This window comes from Pseudovibrio sp. FO-BEG1, from assembly GCF_000236645.1.
GTDB lineage: Bacteria > Pseudomonadota > Alphaproteobacteria > Rhizobiales > Stappiaceae > Pseudovibrio.
On the sequence record NC_016642.1, the window covers coordinates 5,173,012 to 5,190,466 of the forward strand.

Annotated in this window: 15 protein-coding genes; 3 read left to right on the top strand and 12 right to left on the bottom strand. The window is 52.3% G+C overall.

Translation table 11 applies throughout. The annotated features are described in order from the left end of the window. Nucleotides 1-53: 53 nt before the first annotated feature. Nucleotides 54-1,565, bottom strand: a complete 1,512-nt coding sequence (locus PSE_RS23280; protein WP_208998033.1) for an outer membrane beta-barrel protein — start codon at nucleotides 1,563-1,565, stop codon at nucleotides 54-56. 242 nt (nucleotides 1,566-1,807) lie between these two features. Between PSE_RS23280 and PSE_RS23285 the strand changes: the two genes are divergently transcribed. The 3 genes from PSE_RS23285 (at nucleotide 1,808) to PSE_RS23295 (ending at nucleotide 4,678) form a co-directional block, all read left to right on the top strand. Beyond that, nucleotides 1,808-2,821, top strand: coding sequence for an SIS domain-containing protein (locus PSE_RS23285; protein WP_014287026.1), 1,014 nt, complete (start codon nucleotides 1,808-1,810; stop codon nucleotides 2,819-2,821). Between the two features lie 201 nt (nucleotides 2,822-3,022). After that, entirely contained in the window at nucleotides 3,023-3,793 is a 771-nt protein-coding gene (locus PSE_RS23290; protein WP_008551696.1) for a motility protein A, read from the top strand. Between the two features lie 24 nt (nucleotides 3,794-3,817). Further along, a complete protein-coding gene (locus PSE_RS23295; protein ID WP_008551683.1) occupies nucleotides 3,818-4,678 on the top strand; it encodes a flagellar motor protein MotB in 861 nt (286 codons plus the stop codon). A 3-nt stretch (nucleotides 4,679-4,681) separates the two neighbouring features. Here PSE_RS23295 and PSE_RS23300 read toward each other — a convergent pair whose 3' ends face one another. The 11 genes from PSE_RS23300 to PSE_RS23350 all read right to left on the bottom strand — a co-directional run bounded on the left by PSE_RS23300 (nucleotide 4,682) and on the right by PSE_RS23350 (nucleotide 17,185). After that, on the bottom strand, nucleotides 4,682-5,149 hold the full coding sequence (locus PSE_RS23300; protein WP_014287027.1) for an NfeD family protein: 468 nt from the start codon (nucleotides 5,147-5,149) through the stop codon (nucleotides 4,682-4,684). Between the two features lie 5 nt (nucleotides 5,150-5,154). After that, the gene (locus PSE_RS23305) at nucleotides 5,155-6,129 is read right to left on the bottom strand and encodes an SPFH domain-containing protein (protein WP_083417390.1); all 975 of its coding nucleotides are present in this window, start codon (nucleotides 6,127-6,129) and stop codon (nucleotides 5,155-5,157) included. A 149-nt stretch (nucleotides 6,130-6,278) separates the two neighbouring features. Next, the gene (hemH, locus tag PSE_RS23310; RefSeq protein WP_041768781.1) at nucleotides 6,279-7,325 is read right to left on the bottom strand and encodes a ferrochelatase; all 1,047 of its coding nucleotides are present in this window, start codon (nucleotides 7,323-7,325) and stop codon (nucleotides 6,279-6,281) included. Between the two features lie 174 nt (nucleotides 7,326-7,499). Next, entirely contained in the window at nucleotides 7,500-8,744 is a 1,245-nt protein-coding gene (locus PSE_RS23315; protein WP_014287030.1) for a phenylacetate--CoA ligase family protein, read from the bottom strand. A gap of 74 nt (nucleotides 8,745-8,818) precedes the next feature. Next, nucleotides 8,819-9,844 (bottom strand): ribonuclease T2, encoded by a 1,026-nt coding sequence (locus tag PSE_RS23320; RefSeq protein WP_208998035.1) that lies wholly within the window; start codon nucleotides 9,842-9,844, stop codon nucleotides 8,819-8,821. A 123-nt stretch (nucleotides 9,845-9,967) separates the two neighbouring features. Continuing rightward, the gene (locus tag PSE_RS23325) at nucleotides 9,968-10,831 is read right to left on the bottom strand and encodes an ABC transporter ATP-binding protein (protein ID WP_014287032.1); all 864 of its coding nucleotides are present in this window, start codon (nucleotides 10,829-10,831) and stop codon (nucleotides 9,968-9,970) included. Between the two features lie 89 nt (nucleotides 10,832-10,920). Continuing rightward, nucleotides 10,921-12,234, bottom strand: coding sequence for an ABC transporter substrate-binding protein (locus PSE_RS23330; RefSeq protein WP_014287033.1), 1,314 nt, complete (start codon nucleotides 12,232-12,234; stop codon nucleotides 10,921-10,923). A gap of 72 nt (nucleotides 12,235-12,306) precedes the next feature. After that, nucleotides 12,307-13,383, bottom strand: a complete 1,077-nt coding sequence (locus PSE_RS23335; protein ID WP_014287034.1) for a branched-chain amino acid ABC transporter permease — start codon at nucleotides 13,381-13,383, stop codon at nucleotides 12,307-12,309. Nucleotides 13,384-13,394: 11 nt separating this feature from the next. Next, nucleotides 13,395-14,378: a branched-chain amino acid ABC transporter permease gene (locus PSE_RS23340; protein WP_014287035.1), complete on the bottom strand. Its 984-nt coding sequence runs from the start codon at nucleotides 14,376-14,378 to the stop codon at nucleotides 13,395-13,397. Between the two features lie 9 nt (nucleotides 14,379-14,387). After that, nucleotides 14,388-15,197: an ABC transporter ATP-binding protein gene (locus PSE_RS23345; RefSeq protein ID WP_014287036.1), complete on the bottom strand. Its 810-nt coding sequence runs from the start codon at nucleotides 15,195-15,197 to the stop codon at nucleotides 14,388-14,390. 5 nt (nucleotides 15,198-15,202) lie between these two features. Beyond that, on the bottom strand, nucleotides 15,203-17,185 hold the full coding sequence (locus PSE_RS23350) for a long-chain fatty acid--CoA ligase (protein WP_051125960.1): 1,983 nt from the start codon (nucleotides 17,183-17,185) through the stop codon (nucleotides 15,203-15,205). Nucleotides 17,186-17,455: the final 270 nt, after the last annotated feature.

The window sequence follows — 17,455 nt, forward strand, 5'->3', positions numbered from 1 at the left end:
TTCTTACTAGATGCGTCCGCCAAAAATTAACGCACTCTAAATAACGCATAAAATCAGCGTCTCATCCGAAGGCCCGCTTCTATGAGGCTGCTGGTGTAATTGCTACCAGCAGTGGAACTCTCAAACGCGCGGAATGTATAGCGGGAAAGCAGCGCCGCATCCTTGGAGAACGCCCACACTAAACCGAATGACCCGGTTCCTTCCTGCTCAACAATATCCACCCCTTGATACGTTCTGTAGGTGTAGCCAAGCTGAACATCTCCAACCAGATCCTGCGTGAACTGATGCGCATACCGCACATCCCCCGCATAGAGGATGGAACCCGATGCCCCGCTGATATTCGTGCCAGCAAAGCTGGTCGCGCCGCTGACAGTCACGGTATCACGGCGTGTCGGGGACCATACAAAGGCTCCATCAAAAATGAAGCCCTGCAGTGCATCCAGACGATCATCATCCAGATACTCGGCCCGATACCCAACACCAAACTCGCCACGCAGCTTCGGCCCGCGGTCAATACTCATACCGACCTTGGCAAAGTATCCACGCGAAGTCCTGTCAAAGCAGGATGGATCACCACTGCAATCTTCATCGTATTTCCGAACCAGAAAGCCACCTTCCAGATACGGTTCAAAAGTCGCGCCATTATCAAACGAAGTGCGGAGTGTTGCATCAAACACCGTGTTATCGCGTGGCTGCGAGCTGCTCATCTGCCCGCCATAAACCGTCCGGTCAACGCCAATGCCTCCACGCAACTGCACAACAGAAACCTGCCGGTTTAAGGAAAACCGCCCGCCGATTTCCTGAACAGAATTGGTTCGCCCGGTTGTCGCTTCGTTTTCAGCAGAAGACCGCTCTTCGCGAGAGAAGGAGTAAACCCCCTCAACATCAGCGACTGTCAGATCTCCCAGGTCCAGCCGAACATTGCCTCGTCCGGTGACGACAGGCTGGTTGTTGTCAGGTTCATTGAAGAAAGCCCGCAGGCTGCCGCGCAGTTCCAAACCAAGCTCATGGCGCTCCCAATCAGAAACCACACCAACAGCAGCATCAACCTCATAGAACCCGTCAGGCGTACCGCCATTTGCCTGCTCGGCATTGTCGGTCCAACCCAAACCAGCATCAAAGGAAGGCGTTAAGCGTAAAGAACCCAGTTGGATGCCAACAGGCCGATCCTGAACGGTTTCTCCATCAAAGACCCCTTCATCATCAACCCCGCCCCCACCGACAGGACGTGACAAACGCGAAACAGCTTCCACTCTTTCAGAAAACTTTGGCGCCCGACTGCTCCGGCTTGTTCCGGTCAACTGCTGCCCAATGGTCGGCACAGGAGGGCGCGCACCTGGCCGTTGAAGCCCTTCTTCAACTTCCTGCTCAAACGGTTGGGCATCAGTTTCAGAAGAGAGCTCAAAACCAGAACTCGGATCATCTTCAAAGGATAGGCTTTCGCGGAACTCAAAATTGCTGGTTTGAGCAGCAGCATCTTGGAGAGAAAAAGCGCCCAGCATCAAAACACAGGTCAGATAAGACCTGGCTCGAAGAGCTCTCAAAACCTCAGGGCGCAACCGCATAAAATATTCCAGCAATCCACCTTCTAATGAAGGAAATTCAACCAGCCCCACACTCGCCGAACATGGTTAACGTTTCCTTGCTACGGGACGCTCTACCCTTGATTGTTTTCTCAATTTAAATTTGCTAGAGGGTAAACCAAGTCTTGCCCCAGAGTGTTCACAATGCACTCTTATCTAGTGCAGGAATCTTGCTGCAAAAGCGTCATAGTGCTCATCAGAGCCAAGCTAAGAAGTAATGCCCAATGCATATGCCATCTTTTCTAACGCATGAAGACCGTCCACTGCGCCCGGCAGAAGAGTGGATCCAGTCTGCGACACGGACAATCGAAACTGAAGTTGCAGCGCTTGACGCGCTTCAGGCGAGCCTAGCGAACGGTTTGGCAGAACCCTTCACCAAAGCGGTAGAAACCATCGCTCATTCCAAAGGCCGCGTTATTGTGTCCGGCATCGGCAAGAGCGGCATCATTGGCACAAAACTGGCAGCAACACTCGCATCCACCGGCACGCCAGCCTTCTTCGTACACGCAAGCGAAGCTAGCCACGGTGATCTGGGCATGATCACCGAAGACGATGTTGTGATTGCATTATCCTGGTCTGGCGAGACTCAAGAGCTTGCAAGCCTTTTGGGCTTTACGCGCCGCTTTAAGGTGCCCCTGATTGCACTAACACGCAACGCATCCAGCGCGCTTGGATCTTCCTCTGACATCTGCCTGACCCTGCCACAAGTTCCGGAAGCCTGCCCACACGGCCTGGCACCAACTTCCAGCACCTTGATTCAGCTGGCATTAGGTGACGCATTAGCAATCGCTCTTCTGGAAGCAAAAGGCTTCACGGCTCAAGACTTTAAGGTCTATCACCCGGGTGGCAAACTTGGTGCTAGCTTGATGCATGTAAAAGACATCATGCATACCGGCGATCATTTGCCTGTAGCCCAGTCTGGCATGCTTATGAAAGAAGCTCTCGTCCTGATGACACAAAAGGGCTTTGGTGTTCTTGGGGTTACAGATACTACTGGCAAGCTAATCGGCATCATCACCGATGGTGATTTGCGCCGCCACATCAGCCCGGACTTCCTCGAAAAGGCCGTCGAAGAGGTGATGACCCATAATCCGAAGACCATCGAGGAAACTCTGCTGGCACCTTCCGCTCTTGAGATGATGAACTCTCTGAAAATCAGCTCACTGTTCATCGTGGAAGATGGCAAGCCGGTTGGAATCATCCGTACACTGGATCTTCTGAAGATCGGCGCAGCCTAAACGCTCGCACAAATAAAACGGACAAATGCCCGGGATGACCTCATCTGCGGGCATTTTTGATTCCCGACGTCCCTCACCAAAATACATCCGTTATTCTGCCCAAACGGATTTTTCCCATTTATTAGGATTTGGTTAGCCATAATACCCCAAATTATTACTAGTTAAATTGCCTCATCAAAGGCGTGCATTCGGGTAAGCTAAATGGATCTAGCCACGATCATCGGCGTTATTGCTGCTTGTGTAACCGTGCTGATAGCTATTTTTCTGGGCGGAAGCTTCAGCCAGTTCGTTGACCTTCCTTCCATTCTGATCGTTGTCGGTGGCGGACTTGCAGCCACGCTTGTCAGGTTTCCCTTAAATGGATTGCTGAGTGCCTTTGGTATGGGCGCAAAACTCGCCTTCACCCATAAGAAAATCGAGCCACGCGAGCTGGTTGAAAACATCGCTCATCTCGCAGAAACCGCTCGTAAGGAAGGCCCGCTCGGTCTCGAAAACGTTGAGATTGAAGAGCCAACCCTCGCAAAAGGCATGCAGTATGTAGCTGATGGCTACGACTACAACCTCATTCGCGATTCCATGGAAAAGGAACGCGACCTCTACCTGACCCGCCTGAACGAAGGCGCGCGCGTGTATCGTGCACTCGGTGATTCCGCCCCGGCCTTCGGCATGATCGGAACGCTTGTCGGTCTTGTGCAGATGCTTGCGACCATGGATGATCCATCGACCATCGGCCCGTCCATGGCGATTGCACTTCTGACGACGCTTTACGGCTCTCTCATCGCAAACGTGGTGTGTATTCCAGTTGCTGACAAACTTGATTCCAAGTTTGAGCAGGAAGAGCTCAATCAGACCCTCGTGATTGATGGCGTGCTCCAGATCCGTGAGAGCAAGAGCCCATCCCTCATCCGCGAAATGCTGCTGGCTTACATCCCTGAAAAGGGTCGCAGCGACATGATCGAAGCAGCGGCATAAGCACTCCGGTAAGGGGGAAACACCATGGCAGGCAGAAAAAAACAAGCACCCGCAGGCGCTCCGGGATGGATGGTGACCTTTGCGGACTTGATGTCCCTGCTCGTGTGTTTCTTCGTTCTGATCATCTCGTTCTCAGTGCAGGACAAACAGAAGCTTCAGGTTGTTGCTGGTTCCATCAAAGATGCATTCGGTATCAAACAGGTGACGAAACGCGCTGGCGTTCTGGAAATTGAAGGCGTGCCGCTGCGCGACTTCATGAAAGACATCACCTACGAAAAGCAGATCACCGACGCCGACTTTGCAACCGAAAGCCACCCTGAAAAACGCAAGCAAGGCCCGGAAGCAAACACCCACACCACCAAGAAAGCTGATATCGAAAAGCCACGTCAGTTTGCAACGGCTGCGGTTTCCCTGCGCCAGGCATTTCAGGAAATGCCAGAGATCACCGAGATCTCAAACAACATCATCCTTGAAGAGACTGACGAAGGTCTCAACATCCTGATTGTCGATCAGGAAGGTCGCTCCATGTATCCGGAGGGGTCCAAGTATCCCTATGAGATCACCCGCCGCCTGCTGGCCAAGATGGCACCGGTTCTGGCCAAACTGCCAAACCGCGTTCGCATCACAGGCCATACCACCACGGGGCAGCTGATCACCTCGCCGAGTGAAACCGGTTGGGAGCTTTCTGCAGATCGTGCCAACACCGCCCGCCAGATTCTTTCCGAATACGGCCTGCCGTCCAACAATATTCATTCTGTGGTGGGAAAAGCTGATACGGAGCCTCTCTTCCCGAATGACCCGTATCTTGCAGCGAACCGCCGCATCTCTATTTTGCTGATGGCAGAAGAACCTCCGCTGCCACCAGACTTCAATCCATATCAGTAAGGATCAGGCTGCATCACTTTCAGGTGCAGCTTCCACGATCAGTGTTGTGCCTTCCTGGCCAACAACCTTCACATGCGCACCTGCTGGTAGATCCGGACCGTTCACACGCCAAACAGAATCGCCAATTTCAAGCGTACCCTTGCCGTGGGCCAGTGCCTTCTTCAACACGAACACACGCCCCTGATACCGGCTACCTCTCTTATTGAGATAAGGATCTCCCTCGCCATCGTTGTTTCTCGAGGTCAGACGTCGTCCAACGAGAAGGAAGCCGAGGGAAAGCACACCCCACAGCACCAGCTGCCAGCGCCAGTCGATATCAAAGTACGCGACAACAGCTCCAACAACGAGAGCCGCTGCCCCAAACCAGATCAAGAAAGAGCCCGGCACAGCCAACTCCAGCCCTATAAGAACCAGCCCGGACGCAAACCAGACCCAGGGTTCAATACTGTTTTGGAACAGCTCAATAAGCATGATGATTATCCCTCTGAACTACCTGTATTTGGGATACGGCTGGAGCTGCGCTGCTGCGACTCTTTCAGCGCTTCCTTACCAATCTCAGCAATGCCAGCAAGGCTGCCAATCATGCCAGTCGCTTCCATTGGCAGAATGAGTGTTTTCTGGTTTGGAGATTTAGCAAGCTCACCAAACGCTTCAACATACTTGTTGGCAACAAAGTAGTTGATCGCACCCATATCACCTTCAGCAATCGCCTTGGAAACAACCTCGGTCGCTTTTGCTTCAGCCGCCGCCATACGCTCACGTGCTTCAGCATCTCTAAATGCAGCTTCTTTACGACCTTCCGCTTCCAGAATCAGGGACTGCTTGACACCTTCTGCCTTCGCAATTTCAGACTGACGGTCACCTTCAGCTTCCAGAATAGCCGCGCGCTTCTCACGTTCCGCTTTCATCTGACGTGCCATCGCATCGACCAGATCATCCGGTGGATTGATGTCTTTGATTTCAATACGAGTGATTTTCACGCCCCAAGGCTCACAGGCCGCATCAACCACGCGAAGCAATCGGGAGTTGATCTCATCACGATTAGAAAGCAACTCATCGAGCACCATGGAACCCATGACGCTACGAATATTGGTCATGGTCAGGTTCAAGATAGCGTTCTGAAGACCCTGCACTTCATAGGAGGCCTGAGACGCGTTCAGGACCTGATAGAAGGCCACACCGTTGCCAGTAACAGTAGCGTTGTCTTTGGTGATGACTTCCTGAGCCGGAACTTCAAGCACCTGCTCCATCATGTTCACCCGGTGACCGACCTGATCAATAAACGGGATGATGATGTTCAGCCCCGGATGCAATGTTTTCCGGTACTTACCAAAGCGCTCAACGGTGTAGTTGTAACCCTGAGGGACCATTTTCGCGCCAGCAAATACAACAAAAATGATCACAGCGACCAGTATGAGGACGGTAATCGAACTACCTGTCAAAATATCCATATCTATTAGTCCTTTGGAGTAATTTGCCTAAACTATCCTAGCTTTGTCCCATTAAGACCAGAGAAAACTGCTCAAATAAATGCCAAAGAGCACCGCTTCCCAAAAGAAACGAGTGCTCTTCTTCACATAGTAAACTAAAACTTAAATTTCTAGATCCAGCCCTGAAGCTCGCGGCGCACCACGTTCTCCAGCACAGACATACCTTCCGGTGCATCGTTGAGGCATGGGATATGCGTAAACTGCTCCCCGCCATGCTCCTCAAAGATCTCCGCGGCTTCACCTGCGATCTCTTCCAGCGTCTCAAGACAGTCCGCCACAAAGCCCGGATTCAAAACGGCAATCCGCTTCACACCTTCTTTTGCCAGCTTCTCGACAGTCTTATCAGTATAAGGCTGCAGCCACTCTTCTGGACCGAAACGGGACTGGAACGTGATCTGTAGCTTCTTGTCATCCCAACCCAGCTTTTCACGCATCAGGCGGGTCGTTTTCTGACAATGGCAGTGATAAGGATCGCCCTTATCGAAATAGCTCTGCGGAATACCGTGGAAGGACGCCAGAACCACTTCCGGCTCTTCATCCAGCTCACTCAGCTTGTTCTTGATCGAAGTCGCCAGTGAGTCGATGTAGGTCTCATCATCATGATACGGCGGCACAATGCGAATGGTCGGCTGCCAGCGCATCTTCAACAAGGCGCGGAACACTTCATCATTCACAGTCGCTGTCGTAGAGGCCGAGTACTGCGGATACAGTGGGAAGACGAGGATACGATCGCACCCTTTTGCCTTCAGCGCATCAAGACGGCTCGCGATGGATGGATTGCCATAACGCATCGCCCAGTCAACAACCACGTTCTCACCCAGATCAGCAAGAACCTCAGTCAGCTTGTCTGACTGGCTTCGTGTGATGGTACGCAGCGGGCTCTCATCAAGCTCGTTGTTCCAGATCTCTTTGTAAGCTGCACCGGACTTCTGCGGGCGCTTACTCAACACGATACCGTGGAGAATTGGCAGCCACAGGAAGCGTGACCATTCGATAACCCGTCGGTCTGAGAGAAACTCCGCCAGATAGCGGCGCATGGACCAATAATCGGTCCCGTCAGGTGTCCCGAGATTTACGAGAAGAACACCCACTTTCCCGAATGAGACCGGAGGGTGATTTCCCGGCGTTGTGGCGTTGCCGCTTGTGCTCTGGTTCATGAGACCCCTATGCGCATCAGATCCAATCCCTTTGCTAAATAGAGTTTCCCGCTGCCCGCGCCAAGGTCAAACCCTCCGATTTTCTGAATAATACGGTGAAACTACCCAGAATAGAAAAATGCCAGCCTACATGTGCAGGCTGGCACCTCAAAAATCGATTAGGTCCAACGGCGTTTATGCGGTCACTTCACGCTCATCAGAGATCACCTTACCATCGTTCGGCAGTGTGTCTGGCGCCACCAGTTCCACATCACCATTCAGGCCAGTGTGTTCTTTCAGGGACTTCTTCAGCGCAGCGATAAAGTCATCGCTTGCCGCTTCTGTCTCCACCTTCAGGATCATGTGATCCTGCTCACCCTGACGAACAACGGAAAGGCGAGCACGACCAATATCATCACCCGCCTGTTTGCGCAGACGTTCGATCTGGGCAGGGTCAACAAACATGCCCTTCACCTTGGTGCGCTGGTCAGCACGGCCCATCCAGCCCTTCAGGCGCATGTTGGTACGGCCACAAGGTGAGATACCCGGCATCACAGCAGAAAGGTCACCTGTAGCAAAGCGAATGAGCGGATAGGTCGGTGAGAATGTGGTCACCACCAACTCGCCAACCTCACCCGGAGCAACAGGCTCACCAGTCCCTGGACGAACGATTTCGATGATGAAATCTTCGTTGGCAATCATACCTTCCATGGCTTCACTCTCGTAAGCCACGATACCCAGATCAGCTGTTGCATAGGCCTGCAGAACCTTCACACCGCGATTGGCGTATTCCTCACGCAAGCTCGGATAGAGCGCTCCACCGGAAACAAGACCGCGGGTGATGGAGCTGACATCAGCCCCCATCTCAGCAGCACGATCCAGAATGACCTTCAGATAATCCGGCGTACCGGCATAAGCCGTCGGACGTAGGCTGGAGATCGCAAAAACCTGCATGTCTGTGTTGCCAATACCTGCTGGGAAGACCACACAGCCATAAGCGCGCGCGCCTTGATCCAGAATGAAACCACCCGGTGTCATGTGATAGGACAGCGCGTTGTGCACGATGTCACCCGGACGAATACCCGTCGCATGGAATGCACGCGCAGACTTCCAAGGATCAGCTTCAGGCCCCTGCGGCTCCCAGATTGGGCCTGGAGACATGAAGATACGTTTGTAGGTAGAGAAATCACCTGCAGCAAAACCACCCAGCGGAGGCTCTTCTGCTTGTGCTGCAAGCAGGTCTGACTTCCGCAACACAGGCAACTTGGCCAGAGCTTCCCGGCTTTTGATCTCGGCTGGATCGATATCAGCCAGATGCTTTGCCCAACCAGAAGCTTCAGCCTTCGCCATAGCGATCTGGCCCGGCAGACGCGCCATCAGATCAGCTTCACGCTCCTCTGGCGAACGGATTTCCAACTCATCAAAATATTCGTTTCCCATAGAAGCCCTCCCATGGCCTCAAACGTCTCTTGGGCAGAAGGCAATGCCTCCTACAAATCATACAAATAGAGGCCTCAGTTGAATCCGACAGGATCAACCCGGCCCTGACAATCAGATTGCACTGGCTTGGGCGCCAGCAGTAACTCACTCATCGGGGTATCCGGCTCAATCTGGCCCTTCAGATTGATAAAGAGCTCAGTGATCAAACCACCCTTACAACGCACCTCAACGCGGTTCCCCGCACCGGCCCCAAAAGACTCATCAAACGCCGCACGAACCTGCGCAGTCGTCAGAACCTCACCAATATTGGAAGCAAACAGATCACGGACAGCTGAGCCGTTCAATTGCTCCATAAGATCAAGAGATTCCGCGTAATACTCTTCAGCGCTGTCACTGTAACAAGTACCGTGCTTCACCCACTCATAACGATCCAGATGGGATTGAGCGCCCGGCATCACCTTGTCCAGCTCTTCCCGTGTTGCGTCTTCCAACTCAACAGGAGGCAGCTGCCCGCGTGTGGAGCGCTCTTCAGCAAGACGTTTTTCTGCACGTGTCACACCGCACCAGAAGTTCCCACGCGGCTGAGGCCACAAACCATGTAAAGCAAAGTGGCTCGCATCAAACCGTCCTTCCACTTGAGAAGAACACTCGGGGATCTCTTGGTGAGTTTGGCAAAACGCCGGTTGCCAGCTTGCTGCCAGCAAAAACTCCGCATCAGCCGATGGCCCCTTCACCGCAGGGCGAACCACCTTTGATCCAGCCGACCCACCGGAACCATTGCCAGCCGTCTGCCCACTGCCCTCAGCCTCAACCAGATGAAGACCGCAGGAAACATCCACCCAGCGCTCAGCCGGGTTCACGCCATTCATACGGATAAAGTAATGCGAAGCCTGCGCTTTGTTCTTTCCAAGCAGCTCATAAGCCCGCATCCGTTCCACATGAACGCTGCCTGGATTGGTCTGCTTCCGGAAAGACTTGAACGCCGGACAGGCTTCTTCAGCGAGGAAATAACCATCCAGTTTCACTTGAGAGGAAGCCGGCACAACTGAGGCCACGCCCAAAAGCGCAGCCCCGACAATAACCTTAGAAAGAAAATGCATGTGGTCCTCCAAAATACCTTTTGCAGCAATAAGCAGCATGCAGATTATTCAAAACCAGATACATTGACTTCCTGTGACAGTTCACCCCCATCTTTTTGGGGTTATTCTCTCAATTGGCGCAGATTATGCCAACCAGCGCTTACGACGCTTATAGTGCTTGCCATCACGGAACGACTTACGTCCCTCACCGCCAACACCAAGATAGAACTCTTTCACGTCTTCGTTTTCACGCAGAGATTCAGCGTCACCATCCAGCACGATACGGCCTGCTTCCATGATGTACCCGTAGGTCGCATACTTCAGCGCAACGTTGGTGTTCTGTTCAGCCAGCAGGAACGAAACACCTTCGTTCTTGTTCAGCTTCTTCACGATCTCGAAGATTTCTTCCTGCAGCTGCGGTGCAAGACCCATGCTTGGCTCATCCAGCAGGATCATGTCAGGGCGGCTCATCAAGGCACGGCCCACCGCACACATCTGCTGCTCACCACCTGAGGTGTACCCTGCCTGAGACGCACGGCGCTCACGCAAACGCGGAAAATAGTCATACACCATTTCCAGATCGCGCTTGATCTCAGCATTGCCATCTGTACGGGTGTAAGCACCGGTCATCAGGTTATCTTCAATGGACAGGTGGCCAAAACAACGACGGCCTTCCATCACCTGAATACATCCGCGGCGCACCAGTTCGTTCGGAGAGAGCGCCTGAACCTGCTTTCCTTGAAATTCAATATTGCCCTTTGTCACTTCTCCACGCTCTGCTTGCAGCAGGTTGGAAATAGCTTTCAGGGTTGTTGTCTTACCGGCACCGTTCGCACCCAGCAGAGCAACAATACCACCTCTAGGCACGGTCAAAGACACCCCTTTGAGAACCAGCACCACGTGGTCGTAGATGACTTCGATGTTGTTAATAGACAAAATGTCTTCGGCAACCTGCAGGTTAGCGGCTGGTGCCTTGGAATTTGATGTCTGTTCTGCAATTGCGTTCATGAGATCAGCCTTAGCCTGCGAACATTCCGATTATTTGACTTGGGTAGAGTTGGCCGGGCACCAATGCGCCCGACCAAAACAAACAATGCTTAGTTACAAGCGAGGTCGCCACGACCTGGCCATGGAGCGTTGTTCTTCGCGTAGTCAGCAGCTTTTTCCAGCTCAAGCGGCTTGATCAGCTCACGGTTTGGAGTCAGCAGGTCACTTGCCTGTACGAACTCTTCGCCGTTCCACTCAAGCATCCATGCACCAGAGTGACCAGTGTGGTTGTCACAAGCCATCTTCAGTGGTGGAGTCATGCCCTTCATACCCAGCTCTTCAAGGCGAGCTTCAGTGATGTCCAGGTTCTCAAGACCCCAACGCAGCTGTTCAGCATTGATGTTCTTCTCACCAAAGTGGTCCTGAGCAGTTTTTGCTGCTTCAGCCAGGATCATGGAGATGATGATACCGCGCTGATAGAAGATGGTGTCCATGTCAGCTTCAGATTTGATCTCTGAGTTGCCTTTGGAAACAACGTGCGTACGGATGTCGTCAAGCACTGGGAAGTTGCCTGGAGCGTTGAAGCTTACAGACTTGTAGCCCTTCGCTTTTGCGCCAACGTTCTGCAGGTCAGCATCAGAGCCGGACCACCAGATACCGATGAAGTTTTCCATTGGGTAACGGGTCTTAACCGCTTCGGTGATCGCACCGGCGTTCATAGCACCCCAACCCCACATAACGACGTTGTCTGGACGCTCACGACGGATCTGAAGCCACTGAGCAGACTGGTTCTGCATTTCTTTCAGACCAACAGGGATCGGAACTAGTTTGAAGTCATGCATTTCTGCAAGCTTTTCCAGAAGCGGAATTGGCTCTTTACCAAACGGGTGGTCAAGGTGAAGAAGAACAATCTTCTTACCCTTCAGCGAAGACATGTCACCACCAGCAATGTAGTCGAGGATCATGTACGCGCCGTCCCAGTAAGACACTGGTGGGTTAAACGCCCAAGCAAATGTATTACCGTCTGACATTGGCGAGAAACCATAGCCCGGTGCCAGAATTGGAATACGGTCAACGTTGGTGCGTGGCATAACCTGCAGGGTGATACCGGTTGACCATGGCTGAGTTACGAGAGCATCTCCCTTTGTCTTCTCGTAGCACTCAACGCCTTTGTTGGTGTTGTAGCCGGTTTCACACTCGATGTAATCGATTGGCACACCGCCGATACCACCGTCACGCTCGTTCAGCATGAGCATGTAATCACGCTGACCGTTCATGATCGGAGTACCAGTGCCCGCAAATGGGCCAGTACGGTATGTCAGGTTAGGAAAGTTAAGGCCGTCTGCTGCCATTGCAGCAGTGCTCATAGCAACTGCAAGGGCACCAGCTGCAACAGCCTTACCGAAATTCGTAAAGTGTTTCATATTTTCCTCCGCGTTTGCGGCTCCCGCCGCGGACCATTTCCTCTATTCCCCAGCTGCTCCCGCAGTTCTTAATTAGTGAGGGAATGGCCAAATGATGAGCTTTTCACGAATAAGCGCCCAGAACCGCGCAAGACCGTGAGGCTCGACAATCAAGAACATGATAATGAGAGAACCAACCACCATTACGTTGACGTGTTCCATGGTGGCAGACCCGATGCTAATTCCGAGAATTTCAGGCAACAGGTTCAGCACAACCGGCAGCGCCACAATCAGGATCGCACCCAGGAAGTTACCCATCACACTGCCAAGACCACCGATGATCGCGATAAAGACGATCTGGAAACTCATAGGAATGTCAAAGAGGTTCGGCTCAGCAGCACCCTTCCAGAAGAACACCATCAGCGCACCGGCAATACCGACGATATAAGAACTCACTGCAAAGGCAGAAAGCTTAGCACGCATCAGGTTGATGCCCACCAGTTCCGCAGCAATATCCATATCGCGAACCGCCTTCCACGTACGGCCATAACGGCCACGTGTCAGGTTGATCATCGCAAAAGTCACGACGGAGACAATGCCAAGAACGAAGTAGTACTGAACCATCGGTGACGCATTCGGACCAGTCACAACAAGACCGAAGATGTCCATGGTGCGCACTTCAATCGCACCCGATGCGTTGTAGTTGTAAAGCCATGCCCACTTCTCAAAGAGCCACACCAGGAAGAACTGCGAAGCAAGCGTCGCAATCGCAAGGTAGAAGCCCTTAATACGCAGCGACGGCAAACCAAACGCCACACCAACCGCTGCCGAGAAGAAGCCGGAAAGGAACAGAGCAATCACAATGTTCATTTCAGGGAAGATCGTAGTGATCTTGTAGCAAGCATAAGCACCCACACCCATGAAGCCCGCAGTACCCAGAGACAATTGTCCCGCGTAACCCGTCAGAATATTCAGCCCAAGCGAAGCAAGGGAGTAAATCAGCACCGGCACCAGCAGAGCTTTGTAGGTGAACTCCGATGCGAACATCGGAAAGATCACATACATGGTGGCAAGGATCACAACCAGCAGGATCATATCCTGCTTGATTGGGAAGAGCGCCTGATCGCTTTCGTAAGTCGTCTTGAACTGACCAGAAGTTCTGTAAAACATGCCAGGTCCCCTTACACGCGCTCGATGATCTTCTCACCGAACAGCCCTTGAGGACGGAACAGCAGAACAATCAAAGCAAAGATGAAGGCGAACCAGGTTTCGGTGTTGCCACCAAACAGAGGCTGACCCCAATAGATTTCAAAGACTTTTTCCAGAAGGCCGATGGCAATACCGCCGATAATCGCACCGGAGACGGACTCCAGCCCACCAAGCATCAACACGGGCAGCGCTTTGTAGGCGATCACTTCCAGAGCGAAGGATACGCCTGCACGAGCCCCCCAGACGATACCAGTCGCAAGTGCAATCACACCGGCAATGAACCAGACCAGAACCCAGATCGTGCTCAGGGAAATACCCACGGACAGAGCAGCTGTGTGATCATCACCCAGCGCACGGATCGCACGACCCATGGCAGACTTGTTCAGGAACACCAGCAGGCTGATAACCAGCACAATCGCCATGACAACCGCGAACACGTCTTTCTCTTCCAAAAGCAGGAAGCCGCCAAACGGTTCAAACTCGATAGCACCGGTAGGAATACCAAGCGCTTCAGTGATCATCACCTTGTTCTCACCACCGAACACGAACTCACCAAAGCCGATGAGGAACATGGTGATACCAATGGTTGCCATGAACAGGATGATGTCTGGCTGACCAACAAGTGGACGCAACACCATACGCTCAACGCCCATCGCCAAAGCATACATGATGCCCAGTGTGAGCGGCATCGCGATTGCCGCAGCAACAAACTCGTTACCCACGAACGGAACCAGGAAGGTATGCAGGCCGACAAGCGACAGCGCCGCAAACACAACCATGATGCCCTGCGCAAAGTTGAAGATGCGCGAGGACTTAAAGATAAGCACAAAGCCAAGTGCAATCAGAGAGTAAAGTACGCCAGAAACAAGGCCTTCCCACAGCACCTGTAGAAAGAAGTCCGGGACTTCGACCATCTGAACAAACGGGTCGATTAAAACAGTGTAAAGCGTTTCCACGAGAGCCCCCTAGTGTGACACGCCAAGATAGGCATCAATAACTTCCTGGTTGCTCTGCACTTCATCTGGCACGCCATCAGCAATCTTGCGGCCATAGTCCAGAACAACAACACGATCGGAAAGGTCCATAACAACACCCATGTCATGCTCAATCAGAGCAATCGTGGTGCCGAGCTGATCATTCACATCCAGAATGAAACGGCTCATGTCCTCTTTCTCTTCCAGGTTCATCCCTGCCATCGGCTCATCAAGCAGCAGCAGTTCAGGCTCCATCGCCAACGCACGAGCAAGCTCAACACGCTTCTGCAAGCCGTATGGAAGCGTGCCCACAGGAGTGCGACGGATATGCTGGATTTCAAGGAAGTCGATGATCTCCTCGACCTTCTTGCGGTGCTCGATCTCTTCCCTCTGAGCAGGCCCCCAGTAGAGCATCTGCCAGAACATATTCTGCTTCATCCGCGTTGCACGACCAGCCATGATGTTATCCAGCGTGGACATGCCTTTAAACAAAGCAACGTTCTGAAAAGTTCGAGCGATGCCCTGACTAACCGCAAGGTGCGGTTTCATGGACTTACGCTTTTCGCCGTTGAAGGTGATCACACCTTCCTGTGGCTGATAAAAACCATTGATCACGTTGAGCATGGACGTCTTACCAGCTCCGTTAGGACCAATGATCGCGCGGATTTCCCCCTTCTTGATGTTGAAGGAGATATTCGTGATTGCTTTAACACCGCCAAAGGAGAGAGAAACGTTCTCAAGATCCAGCAGAACCTCGCGCTCCTCGGCCCTTCTTTTGACCTCTTCGAGCGTTGGATCCATTACAGTCATTCTGCCGCCTCCCCAATCGCGGACATTGCCTTACTATTATAAGTTTCCATGTCACGGATCTCGACGGTGGCTTCGATCGAACCCTGACGACCGTCTTCGAAGGTCACTTCAGTCACCACATGTTTGGAGGTCTCACCGGCATAGAATGCTTCAATCAGCGGCGCATAACGGTCAGCAACGAAGTTACGGCGAACCTTTTGGGTACGCGTCAGTTCACCATCATCCGGATCCAGCTCTTTATGCAGAACCAGGAAGCGTTTGATCTGAGCACCGGCCATCATTGGCTCTTCGGAAAGATCCTTGTTCACCTGATCAACGTGACTTTGGATCGTCTTGTAGACATCAGGATGCGCAGCCAGTTCCTGATAGGACGCATAAGCAATGTTGTTACGCTCCGCCCAGTTACCAACGGCAACAAGATCAATGTTCACGAAGGCACAAACGTAGTCACGCTCATTTCCAAAGGTCACAGCCTCTTTGATGTTCGGGAAGAACTTCAGCTTGTTCTCAATGTACTTCGGCGCAAACATGGAGCCGTCATTCAGCTTGCCCACGTCCTTCGCACGGTCAATGATCTTCAGGTGACCATTCTCAAGGAACATGCCGGCATCACCTGTGTGAACCCAACCATCCTCGGTCTTGGTATCCTTCGTTGCATCCTCGTTCTTGTAATAACCAAGGAACGCACCCGGCGAACGGTACATAACCTCACCGCTCTCAGCGATCTTCACCTCAACATCCGGCATGGGAACACCAACAGTATCAGCGTAAATCTGACCATCAGGCTGAGAGGTGATGAACACGGAAGATTCTGTCTGTCCGTAAAGCTGTTTCAGGTTCAGGCCAATTGAGCGGTAGAACTTGAAGATCTCAGGACCAATCGCTTCACCCGCGGTATAAGCCACACGAACGCGAGAAAAGCCCATCTCGTTCTTCAGCGGGCCATAAACGCAGAACTCACCGATCGCATACTTCATACGCTCAAACAGAGAAACCTTTTCTCCGTTCAGGATGCGCTCACCAACCTTGTTCGCATAATCGAGGAAGTAGTCAAACAGCTTCTTCTTCATCTTGCCCGCATCTTCCATGCGAACAGTGATGTGCGTCAGCATCCCTTCAAACACGCGCGGTGGCGCAAACATGTAAGTTGGAGCAATTTCCTTACGGTCGATTGAAACCGTCTCAGGGCCTTCCGGACAATTTACGCAATACCCGGCGGTAAGACACTGAGCATAGGAGAACACATGGTCACCAACCCATGCCATCGGCAGGTACGCAACCGTGTCAGCGTTCTCATCCAGATTATCGAACTTGTTCGCATTCTGAACAGCAACAACCAGATTGTTGAAGGTCAGCATCACCCCTTTTGGACGTCCAGTCGTACCAGAGGTGTAAAGGATCACTGCAACGTCTTCGCTTTTCCCGGCTTTGACTGCTTCAAACCAGTCATCAGCAAGCTTTTCATCATTGTCGAGCAATGCCTGCCCAGCTTCCTGAACAGTCAGATAACGATGAAGACGTGAGTGATCATAATCGCGAAGGCCCTTAGGGTCTTCGTAAATGATATGCTCAAGCAGCGGCAGCTTCTCAGACATTTCGAGCAGCTTATCAACCTGCTCCTGATCCTCAGCAACTGCAAAGCGAACTTCTGCGTGGCCAAGAACGTAAGCGATCTCTTCTGCCACAGAGTCAGCATAGACCGGGATCGGAATACCACCCAGAGCCTGCACTGCTGCAAAGACCCAATAAAGGTGCGGACGGTTTGAACCAATCACCGCAACTTTGTCGCCCTCTTTACATCCAAGGCTTTTCAACCCCAGTGAGAGCTTGCGAACTTCCTCAAGGACTTCAAGCCAGGTCCAGCTCTGCCAGATCCCGAGGTCCTTCTCGCGATACGCGGGGCGATCCCCCCAATCCCGCGCATTCCGAATAAGCAACTGCGGAAATGTATCCATACCCGCTGACGGAGGCACCTGCATCTTTGAATCACCTCTCGCCAAAGGCCACTCTCTCGTGCCTTTGGTCTGCCTGTTTACTCTGAGGAAATACGAAAGACTAATAGCCCCGCCTCGCAAGTCCTCCACCTGCGAGTTCCTCCCTGAGCTAAGTCTTAGCAAGATACGAAAACTTTTTTAATTAGTTTTATTCGTTGCGCATTGCAACCTGCGGCACTTGTGCAATGCAAAACTGTGATATTTCAACGAGTTACATTAGAAAATATCTATACTAAGGTATACATGCAATATATT

Excerpts from the sequence above, each read along its gene's own strand:
- PSE_RS23280 (WP_208998033.1), bottom strand. The coding sequence starts at position 1,565 with ATGCGGTTGCGCCCTGAGGTTTTGAGAGCTCTTCGAGCCAGGTCTTAT.
- PSE_RS23285 (WP_014287026.1), top strand. The coding sequence starts at position 1,808 with ATGCATATGCCATCTTTTCTAACGCATGAAGACCGTCCACTGCGCCCG.
- PSE_RS23290 (WP_008551696.1), top strand. The coding sequence starts at position 3,023 with ATGGATCTAGCCACGATCATCGGCGTTATTGCTGCTTGTGTAACCGTG.
- PSE_RS23295 (WP_008551683.1), top strand. The coding sequence starts at position 3,818 with ATGGCAGGCAGAAAAAAACAAGCACCCGCAGGCGCTCCGGGATGGATG.
- PSE_RS23300 (WP_014287027.1), bottom strand. The coding sequence starts at position 5,149 with ATGCTTATTGAGCTGTTCCAAAACAGTATTGAACCCTGGGTCTGGTTT.
- PSE_RS23305 (WP_083417390.1), bottom strand. The coding sequence starts at position 6,129 with ATGGATATTTTGACAGGTAGTTCGATTACCGTCCTCATACTGGTCGCT.
- hemH (WP_041768781.1), bottom strand. The coding sequence starts at position 7,325 with ATGAACCAGAGCACAAGCGGCAACGCCACAACGCCGGGAAATCACCCT.
- PSE_RS23315 (WP_014287030.1), bottom strand. The coding sequence starts at position 8,744 with ATGGGAAACGAATATTTTGATGAGTTGGAAATCCGTTCGCCAGAGGAG.
- PSE_RS23320 (WP_208998035.1), bottom strand. The coding sequence starts at position 9,844 with ATGCATTTTCTTTCTAAGGTTATTGTCGGGGCTGCGCTTTTGGGCGTG.
- PSE_RS23325 (WP_014287032.1), bottom strand. The coding sequence starts at position 10,831 with ATGAACGCAATTGCAGAACAGACATCAAATTCCAAGGCACCAGCCGCT.
- PSE_RS23330 (WP_014287033.1), bottom strand. The coding sequence starts at position 12,234 with ATGAAACACTTTACGAATTTCGGTAAGGCTGTTGCAGCTGGTGCCCTT.
- PSE_RS23335 (WP_014287034.1), bottom strand. The coding sequence starts at position 13,383 with ATGTTTTACAGAACTTCTGGTCAGTTCAAGACGACTTACGAAAGCGAT.
- PSE_RS23345 (WP_014287036.1), bottom strand. The coding sequence starts at position 15,197 with ATGGATCCAACGCTCGAAGAGGTCAAAAGAAGGGCCGAGGAGCGCGAG.
- PSE_RS23350 (WP_051125960.1), bottom strand. The coding sequence starts at position 17,185 with ATGCAGGTGCCTCCGTCAGCGGGTATGGATACATTTCCGCAGTTGCTT.